General features: G+C 72.1%; 12 protein-coding genes and 1 pseudogene. 2 read left to right on the forward strand and 11 right to left on the reverse strand.

Translation table 11 applies throughout. From position 1 onward, the window contains the following. Positions 1–26: 26 nt before the first annotated feature. Positions 27–857, reverse strand: coding sequence for an alpha/beta hydrolase (locus ACPZVR_RS06510; RefSeq protein ID WP_436698765.1), 831 nt, complete (start codon positions 855–857; stop codon positions 27–29). A 119-nt stretch (positions 858–976) separates the two neighbouring features. Here ACPZVR_RS06510 and ACPZVR_RS06515 point away from each other — a divergent pair, with 119 nt between their 5' ends. Continuing rightward, positions 977–1717, forward strand: coding sequence for a GntR family transcriptional regulator (locus ACPZVR_RS06515; protein ID WP_436698766.1), 741 nt, complete (start codon positions 977–979; stop codon positions 1715–1717). A gap of 76 nt (positions 1718–1793) precedes the next feature. Here ACPZVR_RS06515 and ACPZVR_RS06520 read toward each other — a convergent pair whose 3' ends face one another. Beyond that, on the reverse strand, positions 1794–2666 hold the full coding sequence (locus tag ACPZVR_RS06520) for an alpha/beta fold hydrolase (protein ID WP_436698767.1): 873 nt from the start codon (positions 2664–2666) through the stop codon (positions 1794–1796). A gap of 197 nt (positions 2667–2863) precedes the next feature. Between ACPZVR_RS06520 and ACPZVR_RS06525 the strand changes: the two genes are divergently transcribed. Beyond that, positions 2864–3223 (forward strand): hypothetical protein, encoded by a 360-nt coding sequence (locus ACPZVR_RS06525; protein ID WP_436698768.1) that lies wholly within the window; start codon positions 2864–2866, stop codon positions 3221–3223. Here ACPZVR_RS06525 and ACPZVR_RS06530 read toward each other — a convergent pair. From ACPZVR_RS06530 to ACPZVR_RS06570, 9 genes and pseudogenes are all read right to left on the reverse strand, one after another. Then, the gene (locus ACPZVR_RS06530) at positions 3202–3657 is read right to left on the reverse strand and encodes a DUF4383 domain-containing protein (RefSeq protein ID WP_436698769.1); all 456 of its coding nucleotides are present in this window, start codon (positions 3655–3657) and stop codon (positions 3202–3204) included. The two genes, ACPZVR_RS06525 and ACPZVR_RS06530, sit on opposite strands and share 22 nt — an antisense overlap. A gap of 48 nt (positions 3658–3705) precedes the next feature. Beyond that, positions 3706–4104: an MBL fold metallo-hydrolase gene (locus ACPZVR_RS06535; protein WP_436698770.1), complete on the reverse strand. Its 399-nt coding sequence runs from the start codon at positions 4102–4104 to the stop codon at positions 3706–3708. 58 nt (positions 4105–4162) lie between these two features. Then, positions 4163–4555, reverse strand: a pseudogene (locus tag ACPZVR_RS06540) (MBL fold metallo-hydrolase); the annotation flags it as partial. 40 nt (positions 4556–4595) lie between these two features. Continuing rightward, positions 4596–5144, reverse strand: a complete 549-nt coding sequence (locus ACPZVR_RS06545) for a hemerythrin domain-containing protein (protein ID WP_436698771.1) — start codon at positions 5142–5144, stop codon at positions 4596–4598. Between the two features lie 148 nt (positions 5145–5292). After that, a complete protein-coding gene (locus ACPZVR_RS06550) occupies positions 5293–5814 on the reverse strand; it encodes a CinA family protein (RefSeq protein ID WP_436698772.1) in 522 nt (173 codons plus the stop codon). Between the two features lie 3 nt (positions 5815–5817). Beyond that, positions 5818–6624, reverse strand: a complete 807-nt coding sequence (gene nadE / locus ACPZVR_RS06555) for an NAD(+) synthase (RefSeq protein WP_436698773.1) — start codon at positions 6622–6624, stop codon at positions 5818–5820. 111 nt (positions 6625–6735) lie between these two features. After that, entirely contained in the window at positions 6736–7230 is a 495-nt protein-coding gene (locus ACPZVR_RS06560) for a class F sortase (protein WP_436698774.1), read from the reverse strand. A 137-nt stretch (positions 7231–7367) separates the two neighbouring features. Beyond that, on the reverse strand, positions 7368–11201 hold the full coding sequence (locus ACPZVR_RS06565) for a DUF7927 domain-containing protein (protein ID WP_436698775.1): 3834 nt from the start codon (positions 11199–11201) through the stop codon (positions 7368–7370). Between the two features lie 221 nt (positions 11202–11422). Beyond that, positions 11423–13636: a N,N-dimethylformamidase beta subunit family domain-containing protein gene (locus tag ACPZVR_RS06570; protein ID WP_436698776.1), complete on the reverse strand. Its 2214-nt coding sequence runs from the start codon at positions 13634–13636 to the stop codon at positions 11423–11425. Between the last annotated feature and the right edge of the window lie 32 nt (positions 13637–13668).

Here is a 13668-nt window from a genome sequence, read left to right on the forward strand (position 1 = left end):
GACGACCGGGTCGGACACGACGCCACTCATGATGCGCCCGCCGCGAGCTGCTCGGCCAGGAACTCCTCGACCGCGCCGATCATCGCGGCCCCGTCGTGCCCCGCGCCCTGCACGACATCGAGCCGGACGGTGGCGCCGAGGGCGCGCAACGCCTCGGTGAGTCCCCGTGCCTGGGTGAGCCGGCCGGCGACATCCCGGTCCGCGCCCATCGCCCGCAGGTCCGCGCTGTCGTCGTCCAGCGACCCGACCACCACCTGCATCGGGACGGCGGCGAAGGCCGCCGCGTCGAACGCGATGCCGAAGCGCTCCTCGAGATCACCGATCCCCCGCCACCAGAGGGCGGCCGTCGGCAGCGTCACCTGGCCGGGAGCGCCGACCGACACGGCGGTCAGCCGGTCGGGGTGGAGCATCGCGAAGCGATGCGCGAACTGGCCGCCGCCGGAGAAGCCGTGCAGGAAGAACCGGGAGACGTCGACGCTCCACCGCTCGGCCACCTCGGCGACCATCGCCAGCAGCACCTCGTCGTAGCGGACGCCCGCGGCCTCGATGCCCTTGTAGTTGTGGATGTCGTTGGGGCCGTCGATGCCGATCGGGAACAACGGCGTCATGACGATCGCGCGTTCGGCCCGCGCCCGCTCGGCGAATGCGTCGAGGTACAGCTCCGTGCGCCGGCCGGTGCCGTGGACGAAGACCCACAGGCGCAGCGGCGCCTCGTCGTCCCGCAGGTCCTCGGGGACGAAGAGGCTGTAGGAGAAGCGCGGATCGGCCTGCGCGGCGCAACTCGGCGTGCGTCCGGTCAGCAGCCGGCGGCCGGGATGGCCGACGGGGAGGTCGGCGAAACGGATGGTGGCGGTCATGGCGCCCGCGGCACTCCTCGGCTCGGGATCGGGTGGCGGCAGTCACCGTACGTTTGCTATAGCACCGCTGTCAATAGTTGCTTATGCAGGTGCCATCGCGGACGCCCTAGGATGCGGCTATGGCTCGTGAACCTCTCGGCTCCCTGGTGAACGACACGCTCGCCGACCGGTCGTACCGCGCGATCCGAGCCGCGATCACGACGGGCGAGCTGCGGCCCGGCCAGAAGGTGACCGAGCGAGGGCTGGCGGAGCGGCTCCAGGTGAGCCCGACCCCGATCCGCGAGGCCATCCGCCGGCTCGAGCAGGACGGGCTCCTCGTCCGTACGGGTCCGCGCACAGTGAAGGTGTCCTCGTTCGGCGATGCGGCGCTCCAGGACCTCGCGGAGGTGGAGGTCGCCCTGCGCGGGATGGTGGCCCGGTTCGCCGCCCGGCACGCCACGGCCGATCAGCTCGACGAGCTCGATGCCGTCCTCGACGACGCCGACGACCTCCTGATCGTGATCAAGCAGCGGCACGGAGCCGGTGAGGACATCGAGCGCCACCTTCACCAGCTGCTCGACCGCATGCAGCGCTTCAACGACATCGTCGATGCCGCAGCGGGCAATCCCGTGCTGGTGCGCCTGCTCGACCAGACGCGGGTGTTCTCCTGGCCCGAGCGCCGGACACTACTGCTGGAGCGGATCGCCGAGGATCCGACCTTCGGCCTGGCGCGCTACTCCAGCCACCGCGCGTTGGTCCGAGCGCTGCGGGCCGGCGACTCGGCGGCGGCCGAGGCGTTGGTGATCGACGACGCTCGTGGCGGGCTCGGTGACCTGCTCGCCTCGAGCAGCCCCGAGGAGCTGCGCGCAGAGTCCGGCTGAGCGCGGGGTCCGGAGAGCTCCCTCGAGGCGGACGGGGAGCCGTGGCACCGGCTGGATCCCGTGCGGCTCGTACCGCTCAGGCATCCCCACCTCGCCGGAGGAACGGCACGATCGCGTCGACGAGCTCGCGCGGCGCCTCCTCGGCGATGTGGTGACCGGAGTCGATGCCGCGACCCGCGACCGACGTGGCCCAGTCGCGCCAGATCTCCAGCGGGTCGCCGTAGAGATCGGCGAGGTCGTCGCGCAGCGACCAGAGGACGAGGAGCGGCATGGTCAGTCGGCGGCCGTTCGCGCGGTCCTCCTCCTCGTGCTCACGGTCGATCGTGAGTCCCGCCCGATAGTCCTCCAGCATGGCGCGCACGACATCGGGATCGCGCACGGCCGCCCGCCACTCGTCGTGGTTCTCCTGGCCCATGACGGCAGGGTCGCCGGCGTACCACGCGTCCGGGTCCGCGGTGATGACACGCTCGGGGACGCCCGGCTGGGCGAAGAAGAACCAGTGCCACCACGCGGTCGCGAACCTCGCGTCCGCACGCCGCAGGTGCTCGCTGATGGGAAGGCAGTCCATGAGGACCGCGCGCTCGACCAGGTCCGGATGGTCGAGGGCCAGCCGCAGGCCGACGTAGCTGCCGCGGTCGTGCCCCACCACCGCGAAGCGGTCGTGGCCGAGCCCGGCCATCAGCTCGGCCATGTCGCCGGCGAGGGCACGCTTCGAGTGGGGGCGGTGGTCGGCGGTCGGCGAGGGTCCGCGCGAGCGCCCGTACCCGCGCAAGTCCGGGACGACGACCCGGAATCCGGCGTCCACGAGGGCCGGTGCGACGGCGTGCCACGTGGAGCCGGTGCGGGGGTGGCCGTGGAGGAGCAGCACCGCCCGGCCGCCCCCGCCGTGCCGGACGTGCAGGGCGGCGTCGCTCACCCGGACGTCCTCGACGGTGAACCCCTCGAACATCAGCGCACCGCCTCGTCGACGAACCGGGTGTCGAGAAGGTCGCGCTGGAATCCCTCGGGCATGGAGGGGTCTGTCCCCGCCGCACGGCGCTGCCCCGAGGATGCCGCCACGGATGGGAGGAGTCGATGCGGGTAGCGCTGTGCATGACGTCTACCGCCCGTCACGATGATCGCCCTCGAGCACTGAGCCCTGGCGCTGTGGCCACGGCGCAGGGCTGGTTCAACGTGGTCGGCGGCGTGTGGCCGATCGTCGGCATCGGCAGCTTCGAGAAGATCTTCGGCCCCAAGGCCGACCGCTGGCTCGAGTACACGGTTGCCGGCCTGCTCGTCACGAACGGGACCGCGCAGCTCCTGGCGGCCCGATCCGGTGAGCTCGGTTCGGCACGCCTCCTGGGTCGCGGTACGGCGGCGACCCTGCTGGTCATCGACGTCGTCTTCGTCTCTCGGGGACGGTTGCGCTGGACGTACCTGATCGATGCGGTCTTCGAGTCGGGTTGGCTGGCGCTGTGGCGAGCGGCCTCGGCACCGCGGCGCCCTCACGGCCGGCGGGCGGGGTGATCGTCCGTCCGGGGCAGCACGGTGCCCAGGGCGACCATGCCGACGCCGAGCACGAGGTGGAGCCAGTTGTCCGCCTCGTCCAGCGGGACGAAGTTGGCCGGATCGTGACGGTCGACGAGCAGGCCGTAGAGGGTGAGGAGGAGGTAGACGATGCCTCCGCCGATGAGGAACGCTCTCGCCCCGTTCCAGGTCCGCGCGAGGAGGAGACCCGCCACTGCGAAGGCGAGGTGGACGATGTTGTGCAGTACTGAGACGCCGAAGAGGCCGAGCAGCTGGGCTCCGGAGTGGTGTCCGGCGAACGTCATGTCGTCGTAATGGGTCGTGACCCCCGGGATGAATCCGAGGACGCCGACAACGAGGAAGGTGCCCGCGACCACCGCGGCGGCCTTCTGGGTGTTCGTGGCGAGCGCTGAGGTCGTGTGTGCTGTGTCCATCTGGAGGCGGTACCCGGACCGGGGATCGCGACACGGCGCAGAGGAGCGTCACTGAGGCGAGCCGCCGGCGGCGATGTCGACGGTCGCTCCTCGTTCGACCACCTGCACCTTCGAGGGGAGTCCGGCGGCATCGGCGCGGTCGAGGAATGCGGACAACGGCGAGCGGAACACCCCGTAGTCGTCGTGATGGACGGGTACGACGCGCCCGGGTCGCGCGCGGCGCAGGAAGTTGACCCCCTGGTCGGCGTCCATGGTCACCGTGTGGAACAGGACCCGGGTGCCCCCGAGGTGCACGACCGCGGTGTCGATGTCGGGATGACGCCGGGCGATGTCGGAGACATGGTCGCCGGTGAGGGTGTCGCCACTGACGTACAGGCGGTGCCGGACCCGGCCATCGACGCGATGGACCAGGAGCGAGCCCATGACCGGTGGCAGCAAGCGTCCCATCAGGCCGCGCGTGGACCGCCGGAAGGGACTCGACCGTCAGCGACTCCACGCCGCGGACGAGCTCCTCGCGCTGCCAGACCTCCAGGGGTCGCGCGTCGAACCCCCACGACCCCAGCCGCCGCGCCGCCTGGGGCGTGGTGAAGACGGGCGCGGCGCGGTCCAGCTCGCGGCGAGCGACCCGGTCGAAGTGGTCCCCGTGCAGGTGGGACAGCACGACCGCATCCAGGCCCGGCAACTCGGCCGGCGACAGCGCGGGCTCCGTCAGGCGCCGGGACCACAACCCCTTCCCCAGGTAGGCGCGCTGGCCCCGGTGGAGGAAGTTCGGGTCGGTCAGGACGGTGAAGGCGCCGAGTCTGATCAGCGTGGTCGCGGTGCCGATGAAGGTCAGCCGGGCGTCCCCGCCGTGGCGCGCGCCGTCGACGGCGCGCGGGTCCGTCGGTCCGGTGGTCATGTGAGGAGCCGTACCCTCCGGCGCGCGCCGCAGCCCTGGGTCAGGACATGGCGGAGCGGGCCGCGTCCCGCACCTTGTCGACGAGCGCGGCGAGCGGGCCGACGGCGGCGTTCACGACGGCGGACTCGCCCGCCCTGGGGTGCGGATGGGTGGGAGCGACCTTCTCCACCGCCTTGACGGCCGAGGCCATCTTCTCCAGCTCCTCCGGCGACGCCTCAGCGAGCAGGAGCGGGAACTCCAGCTCCTCCTCGTTGCGGGCGTGCGCGAGGACCGCCTCGCGCAGCCGGGCGAGGCCGGCGGCGAAGTGCGGGGAGGTGGTGTCCATCCCGCCGAGGGAGGAGAGCAGCTTCTTCGCCTCGTGCTCCTCGGCCTGCCTGGCTTCGACGACGTCGCCGTTCCCGAGCCGGGTGGCGTTCGGGTGGGTGACGATCTCCTCGGCAGCCTCGTGCACCGACAACAGGCGCCGCAGCTCGTCGAACGCCCGCGTCCGCTCGGCGGCGTCGGTGGTCGACTGCACCTCGTCGAAGAGCTTCTCGATGTGGCGATGCTGGTCGGTCAACAGCTCCACGACGTTCTTCGACGCTGGCATGAGGGTCCTCCTGGATCACCGGCTGGGTCGGTCTCGGAGTACCCGGTCCCGGGCATGCGATGCGGGCAGGTTCCACCCGGGCGCCCACCTGCGGCTCCTGCAGGTGCGAGGTGCCGGTCGCTGAGCCCGGCCCGTGGCCGGTCGTCGATCAGTCGCCACGCCGCGCGCGTCGGCCCACTCGCTCCGCGGTCGACGACACCAGGTGCCCGAGCAGCTGGGTGATCGCGGCGGCCGTGGTGGCGTCCAGGACGGCCGGAGGGTCCCCGTCGAACCGGTGCCGGGTGACGCCGGCCCGGCCGCCGACGAGGGTGGCGATGAAGACGGTCCCGGCGGGGTGGCCCTCCTCCTCACCCGGGCCGCCGACCCCGGTGACCGCGACGGCGGCATCGGCACCGAGGAGCGTGGCCACGCCGCGCACCATCTCCTCGGCGCACGACGCGGTGACGACCGGTCCCTCGGTCACGCCCAGGACGTCGAACTTCACCTCGCTCATGTAGGACACGACCCCGCCGGCGAACCAGGACGCGGCGTCCTCGCCCCGGGCCAGCGCGCTCGCGATCGCCCCAGCAGTGAGGGACTCCGCGCACGCGAGCGTCAGCGACCGCTCCGCGGCCAGCGCGGCGATCTGCTCGACGGTGTCGCGGAGGCCGTCCCCGTCCGACGCAGCCACGGCTCAGGGTCCCGCCGGGAGCCGACGCTTGTGCGCGGTACGACGGTACGCCTCCTCGATCGCGGTCCGCGCGCGGTCGCTGACGTCCCGACCCGCCAGGTAGTCGTCGATCTCGGCGTAGGTCACCCCGTAGGCCACCTCGTCGGGAAGGCCCGGACGTAGCTCCTCGAGATCGGCCGTCGGGACCTTCTCGACCAGGTGCGCCGGCGCGCCCAATTCGCGCCCGATGGCGAGGACCCGCGACTTCGTCAGGCCGAGCAGCGGCCCGACGTCGAAGGCCCCGTCGCCGTACTTGGTGAAGAAGCCCATCACGGCCTCCGCCGCGTGGTCCGTGCCCACGACCAGGCTGCCGAGCCGCCCGGCGACGGCGTACTGGGCCACCATCCGCTGCCGGGCCTTGATGTTGCCCTTGACGAAGTCGGCGACCCCGGGGTCCACGCCGGCAGCCGTGGTCGCCTCGTGGAGCGCGTCGACAGCGGGCTTGATGTCCACCGTCACCGTCGACGTCGGCTCGATGAACGCCACCGCCGCGGCGGCGTCGGCCTCGTCGCTCTGCGTGCCGTAGGGCAGCCTCATCGCGGTGAACGACGCGCCGGCGCGAGCGCAGGCCACGCTGGCCAGCCGCCCGGCCACCGTGGAGTCGACTCCCCCGCTGATGCCTAGGACGTAGCCGGAGGCACCGGACCGCTCCAGGTAGTCGACCAGGAAGTCGATCCGGCGACCCGTCTCGGCGACCGGGTCGAACTCGTCGGGCACCCCCAGCTCGGCACGCACGGTCCCCTGGTCGACTGCATCCGGCGCGTCGGGCACGCTGCCTCCCCTTCCGGCGGCACCGCCTGGTCGGTGACCGGCCCCCGTGGCCGGCTCGTGTCGAGCCGGTACCCCGCTCCGCCTCCGGCAGTCCGCACCCCGCCCGCCGGGTCAGGGACGTGCCGTGGCGGACGGGTCCGGGGCGGAGACCGGCTCGGCGAACCAGATCGTGCGGTGGCTCCAGTCGCCCGGGCCCCGGCGTACGCCGGAGCACACCAGGATGGCCAGCCGCGGTCGTCCACCGGAGGAGTAGTACGCCGCCACCGAGGCGGCGGCCCGGACGCGGCGCCGCTCGGAGACGCGGTAGCAGAGCCGCTGCCCGTCTCGCCCGGTCACCTCCAGCACCGCGCCCACCTTCAGCTTGCGCAGCAGCCGGTTGCCGAGCGCGGGTCCCGCCGAGCTCGGGTAGGTGTGCGCGGTGAGGCGCACCACGCCGTGCGACTCACCCGCCCGGATCGTCCGGTCCCACGCCAGCCGCTTCTTCCCCCGCGCGGTCAGCGGCGGGGGCTTGGGGACCCCGGACCGCTCACGGCCCCGCGGGAGGACGGTGACCTCCCGCTTCAGTCCCGGCACCGTGACGCGGTGGGGACGGAAGGGGTCGGCCACCCCCGCACAGCGGACCGGCGCAGCCGGTCCGGCCGTGGCGGGGGTGGCCACCTGGGCCGCGCTGGGAGGGGTGGGGCCCGTCACCAGCGCTGCGCCCAGCAGAAGGATCGGCAGCAGGAGCCGAGCCCTCGGTCCCCTCACCACCACGGGAGCAGCAGCTCCCGCAGGGCGAGCGGTGAGCCCGGCACGACCGGCCGGAAGCCGGTGCCCGGCAGGGCCGGCACCTTGCCGACGCGGACCTGTGCCCGGTCCCGGTTGTTCTTCCGGTTGCGGTCGCCCTTGGCCGAGACGACCGCCTTGTTGATCAGCTGCTTCCCGAGCGCCTGCTTCGTCGTCTTCGCGGACACCACGATCTTCGGCGCCTTCGCCTTCGACGCGATCGGGGTGGCGCGCACGCACGTCACCGTGCGCTTGGCCTTGACGACACTGCACTCCCAGCCCTTGCCGCGAGCCGACATCGGCTTGAGTCCCTTGGGCAGCTTGTCGGTCACCGTGACCGGGGCGCTCGAGACGTCGGGGCCGAGGTTCTTGACCGAGAGCCGGTAGCGGATCCGGTCGCCCACGGGCACCTGGACGGGACCCATCACGGACTTGTTCAGCACCAGGTCGAAGTCACCGACGCGGTGCTCGGTGCCGCAACCGACGGTGGCGCCCTGCACCACCCGGCAGCCCGGGGAGGTGACCACGTTCTTCAGCTGGAAGTCACCGCCCGCCTCGAGGGCCTTGAGCGACTTGACCGTCACCGAGTAGGTGATCGTCGCCCGCTCGCCGACCGGGACCGTTCCGGCCCAGGACAGGTGGTTGCCCTCGATCTTGGCCGCGCCGATGCTCGCCGTGACGTCCCCGTTGTAGTCGGCGTCGTCGAACACCTTCGTGAGGTCGTCGGTGAACAGCGCCTCCGCCTCGGCCTGACCCTGCTGCGTGACCGTCACGGTGTAGGTCACCTTCTGGCCGGGGTAGACCGGGGAGCCGGACGCCGGGTCGGCCGACTTCGCGACCGTGTAGTTCGCGACCTCCAGGCCGGCCGGGTCGGACGGGATGGTCGGCGGCGTGTCGTAGTCGGGCGGCGTGTCCACCGTCGCCGAGGCCGTGTTCACCAGCGTGCCGGACACCGACTCGTCGAGCACGATCGAGTACTCGTGGGTCGCCGACTCGCCGGACGCCAGGGAGTCCACGTGGAACGCGCCCAGCTGCGGCTGCTTGTCGTCGCTGATCTCCAGGTTCGTCAGGGTGCCCTGGCCGATGTTCGTGACGACCACGCGGTAGCGCACGGTGTCGCCGTACTGGAACGACGGGAAGTCCGCGACGTCGTTGGCGTCGCGCCACACCCCGAAGCGGTCCTGGACGTACTTCTTCAGGTTCGCCGCGTAGTAGTACGCCATCGTCATCGGCTCGGAGGTCCGCATCACCAGCTCGGTGTGGCTGGTGCGCGCCTGGGCGCGGTTGACGTACAGGTCCCGCGGGTCGGCACCGTCAGTCGCGATCCGCACCTGGAACTGCTGGGTCGCGCCCGGGTCCAGCCGCGGTCCGATGACCCGCACCGCCGTGGCGGCCGGGGTGAAGATCGGGCTCCACCCGACGGTGTTGCCCACCGGGTTGTTCGGCGCGCCGTTCATCGGGTCGGCCGGGTCGTCGCTCAGCGTCGCCGGGTCCGCCGTCGTGTAGTACACCTGCGCGCCGGGGACCGCGACCACCTCCGCGAGGGAGTAGTCGCCCTCGAAGTCGGTGCCGCGGGCGTCACCCTCGAAGGGCAGGATGTCGATGGTGTCCGTGAACGCCTGCGGCAGCGGGTCGAACGAGCGCAACGTCACCGTCCACGTGCCCTCACCGTCGCCGGAGCCGTCGAGGTTGGGGATGTACGGCGTGTCCGCGGTCTTGCTGATGACGGTGTAGCCGTTCGTGGTGGTCGTGACCGTGGCACTCGCCGGCGCCGAGGTCTCCCCCGCCAGCGACGACGTCGCCGTGTTGGTGAGCGCGGTGCCCGGCGCGATGGTGTCGTCCGGCACCGCCTCGTACAGCAGCCGGTTCGCCGTGTTGGTCGCGACGTCGTCCAGGGTCCAGGTGAGGACCTGGCGCTGGCCGCTCGTCGAGATCACCGGCTCCGGCGAGGCGGAGCCCGGCACGTAGGTCATGCCGACCGGGAGCGTGTCGCGGATGACGTAGTCGTCCACGGTGGCCGGGATGGTGCCGGTGCCGTTCGCCGAGTACGTCAGCGTGAACTCGGCCGGAACGCCCGGCGTCACCGTCCGCTGCGCAGCGGCCTTGCGGATGGCGGGCGTGGCGAGGACCACCCACAGGACGTCGCGACGTCCGTTCGTGTACGGGTACCGCTCGCCCGGGGTCGGCGTGACACCCGGCGGCACGTCCTCGGGGGTGACCCAGGTGCCGTTGCGCAGGTAGGAGCCGAAGGTCCAGATGTCCTGCCCGATCGGGGCGTTGGGGTTGACCCGGGTGGGGATGCGGAACTGGATGCCGATCGCGTTCTCGGCCGAGTACGTCGAGTGCGGGTAGGTCATCCGGATCGCCGTCACCGCGGCCGGGTTCGCCGGCTGCGTGGCGGACCAGGTGCCGTTGCCGCAGTTGAACGTGTTGGGGTCACCGACGCCACCGGTGTAGTACTCGACCACCGCGCCGGTCGGCGGCGCGGTCAGCTGCCGTCCGCCGCCGACGTCCGTGCTCACCCAGTACTCGATCGGACGCTCCGCGGTGGGGTTGAAGTCGACGAACTGGTTGTCGAGGACCTGGCAGACGCCGTAGCGGGAGGTCGCCGGGACGTTGTCCGCGCTCAGGTGGTTGGCGACATAGGTCCACACCGTGGTCCCGGCCGCCACCCGGTAGGTGTCGTCCCAGCGGTCGCCGCCGTTGCCGGTGTACTGCCGCAGGTAGGCGGCGCTGAACCCGCCCGGCAGGGTGTAGGTCTTGGTGGCGGTGTTGTTGCCCGCGAGGTCGGCGACCTGCTGACCGGTCGGCGCGGTGTAGGTCGGCGCGTTCGAGGTCAGCCGCACCGACCCGCCCTGGTTGGTCTGCACGCGGAACCAGAGCTGGCCGGCCGCCACGTAGTCCCAGTTCGCCGGGAGCGGGTTGCCGAAGGAGTCGTGGGTCGGCGCGTTGAGCAGGCTGTAGTCGATGCCGCTGATCCGCAGGTCGAACACGCCGGGCTGGCCCGCCACCGGGGTCAGGGTGCAGGTGTCGACGAAGTTGGTGTGCCGCGGGTTCGTGGGCACGGTGGAGTACGGGTGGCCGTCGGCGTTGCCCAGGTCGTGCTCGGTGCAGCCCTGCACGCCGTAGTTCTTCGCCAGCCCGACACCGGTCGGGTGGGTGCCGAGCACCACCGGGCGGCCGTTCACGTCGACCAGCGTCAGCCGGTAGCTGACGGTCTGCGGACCGGGGTCCGAGCCGTTGCCCATCCGCAGCGACCAGTTGAAGGGGACGTCGACGTAGGCGGGCGCGTCGACGTCGTTCCACGCACCGGGGTAGTTGGACGTGCCCGCGAACTGCATGTCCATCACGAACGGGTTGCGGATCAGGATCGGCGGCAGCTCGACGTTCTCACCGGACGGGCTGGTGCCGTCGAGCACGATCTCCTCGTTGGTGTTGCCGTTCGCGACCACCGGGGTCTGCAGCACGAGCGCCGTGCCCATGTCGACGGTGCCGAAGTTGCACGTCAGCGTGGTGCCGTCGCCCGACAGGCTGGACGGCGGCGTGACGCCCTGGGTCTTGCACATGTCCGGGATCTCGTCGAAGAACGCCTTCGCCACGGTGAACGTGGCGGTCACGTTCTCCACCGGGTCGTTCGACGGAGCCGGCTGGTTGTCGTTGACGTTGATCCGCCACTCCGCGACGACCGGAGTGCCGCGCGTGACGCTCGCCGGCGGGTTCACCCAGGTGCCCTTGATCTCGTAGACGGGAGCGGCCGTCGCCGCGCCGGCGACCACGCCGACACCGGTCATGGCCACCACCAACGAGAGCATCAACGGCAACCATCGTCGTAGCGGCGAACTGTGCCCGCGTTGCCTCAGCGGGTTCGGTGGCGATGCGGTGAACGGCGACCAGCCCATGACTGCTCCTCGAGATCGTGACGCGCGCTGCGGACGACTCCGCACGCTGGTGCTCAGCGTGGCGGTCGAAGGTGCTGATCGGCCCGTTCCCAACGGCTTTTGGTCCTCGGATGGTCCGGCCCTGGTCACCCCGCTCAGGCGTCCTCCGCCCTCCTGGCGACGAAGGCGCGGACCACGTTCTCCGTCATCCGGGACACGCCGTTCTCGGTGCCGTTCTCCAGCAGCGCCCCGGACCAGGCGATCGACCCGGTGCTGAACACCTCGCCGCCCTCGGGCGTGCGGAAGTAGACGATGTCGGCGTGGACCTCGGGGTCCTGCTCGCCGCCGCCGTGGTCGGGCAGGTTCATCCCGATCTCCTCCAGGACGCGCTGGTAGAAGTTCGAGTGGCCGCGCGACGAGGCCAGCACGACCGCGTGCTCGGGCGTGCCGAGGCTGACGTCGGCGCGGTCGATCTCGTCGCCGGCGGCGCCCCCCATCACCGCGCCGTACGCGCCGATCGGATCGTCCTCGACCCCCTCGAACACCCAGGCCCACTGCCGGTCGCCCGCCGCGGCGGAGCGGTAGTACGGCTCGGACCTCCCCCAGCCCTGCGCCGCGAAGCCGACGCCGGAGAGGACCTGCGGCGCCCGGCCGCGGTGGCGCCACAGCCCGCCCGGCAGCCCCGTCGACATCAAGGTCAGCTCACCCGGCTGAGACTCCCAGCAGCGGATGCCGGCGTGGCCGCGGCGGATCTCCGTCACGAGCGGGGCGGTGCTGAGCACGCCGGTCACCCAGTACCAGCCGTTGCCGCCGAGGTAGAGCAGTCCGCCACCGCCGTCGCGGTAGTCGGTGAGCGCGTCGAGCATCTCCTCCGAGGTGTACTCCGGGTGCGAGCCGGAGATCACGGCGGCGTACGGCGCCAGGTAGGCCGCCCCTCGCTCGTGGACCTCCAGGTCGGTCACGACGTCGCAGGCGATGCCGCGCCGGGCGAGCCATTCGACGAGGTACATGTCGGAGGAGAACGACCGGCCGGCGTCGACCAGCCACATCCGGTAGCCACGGCGCATGTTGACGATCTGCCGACGCGCGGACGAGAGCATGACACCGCTGCCGTCGGGGTGCGTGTCGTACATCGACAGGCCGAAGGACGCGTCGCCGACGTGCGCCTCGTCCTCGATCTCGACGACCACCTCCTGGTCGGTCATGGCGGTCGGGTCGAGGCCGTTGAAGAGGGCCTCGTTGGCGTAGGCCAGGTAGGTGAACGTCGGCAGGACGACGAGCACCTTGCTGCGGGGGTCGTCGGCGCGTGGCACGACGGTGATCGGTACGACGTCGGAGCCGTCCGCGTTCTCGACGACCACGCCGTAGACACCGCTCTCGAGGTCCTCGGGCAGCGCCGCCTCCAGCACGCAGTCCCAGCCCGCGTCGTTGAGGTCGGTGCTGTGGACGTGCACCGCGGCGTACTCGCCGGGGGCGTCGCTGTAGTCCAGGGCGCGGCCGGTGAACCGGCGACCCGTGACGCCGCGGGCCGGCCCGTTGACCAGGGTGCCGTGCGGCTGGCGGGCGGCGACGGCGGCCGCGAGGGCGGGGTCCTCGCCGTGGCGGAAGGAGAGGTCCCAGGCCGCGACGAGATCGAGGTCGGACAGCTCGAGGTCGCCGCTCACGACCGCGGCGGCCTGGGCGGCACCGACCGCGCCGACGCTGACGAAGGGGTCCTCCAGCTTGCCGTTGAAGCCGTCGGCGGCCAGGCCGCGCGCACCGTTCTCCCCCGGTACGACGCCATGCCCGTCGCGGGCGCCGACGGTGACCGGCCCGCGCACCGCGTACGGCCCGAACGCACCGGCGACGACGACCTCCTCGGCGCGGCCGCGGACGCGGTCGACCGGCGTCACCGTGATCCGCACGGCGTCGGGCTCCAGGCTGGCGACCACCAGGTGCCAGGTGTGGTCGGCCATCCGTGACCCGACGGCGAGCACGACCCCGGCCGCGTCGACGATCGCCGGACAGCCGTCGCGCAGCTCCAGGGCCGGGCCTCCGGCCAGGGAGACCAGGGCCTGCACGGGAGCGGCCGCGTGGTCGGTGGACCACACGAAGGCGCCGAGGCTCACCGCCGCGCTCTGCGGCGGTGCGGACGCCGCGAGCTCGCCGACCAGGAACGAGCCGACGCACGTCTCCTGGGGCGAGGCGTCGTACGCGCCCGCGGCGGCCCAGGCGACGTCGGCGTCGAGTGCGGGGTCGGCGGCGTCGGCGCTGCGCATCCGGATCAGCCGGACGTCGACGGGGCCGGTGGCGCTGACGTGCAGCCGCAGCACACCGCCGCGCTCGTAGGACAGGGCGTCGGCGTAGGCGCGGACGGGGAGGGTGGACATGACGGGGCTCCTTCTTGCCGGTGGACGGTGGG

It is taken from the genome of Nocardioides segetis, from assembly GCF_051390595.1.
Taxonomy (GTDB): Bacteria; Actinomycetota; Actinomycetes; order Propionibacteriales; family Nocardioidaceae; genus Nocardioides.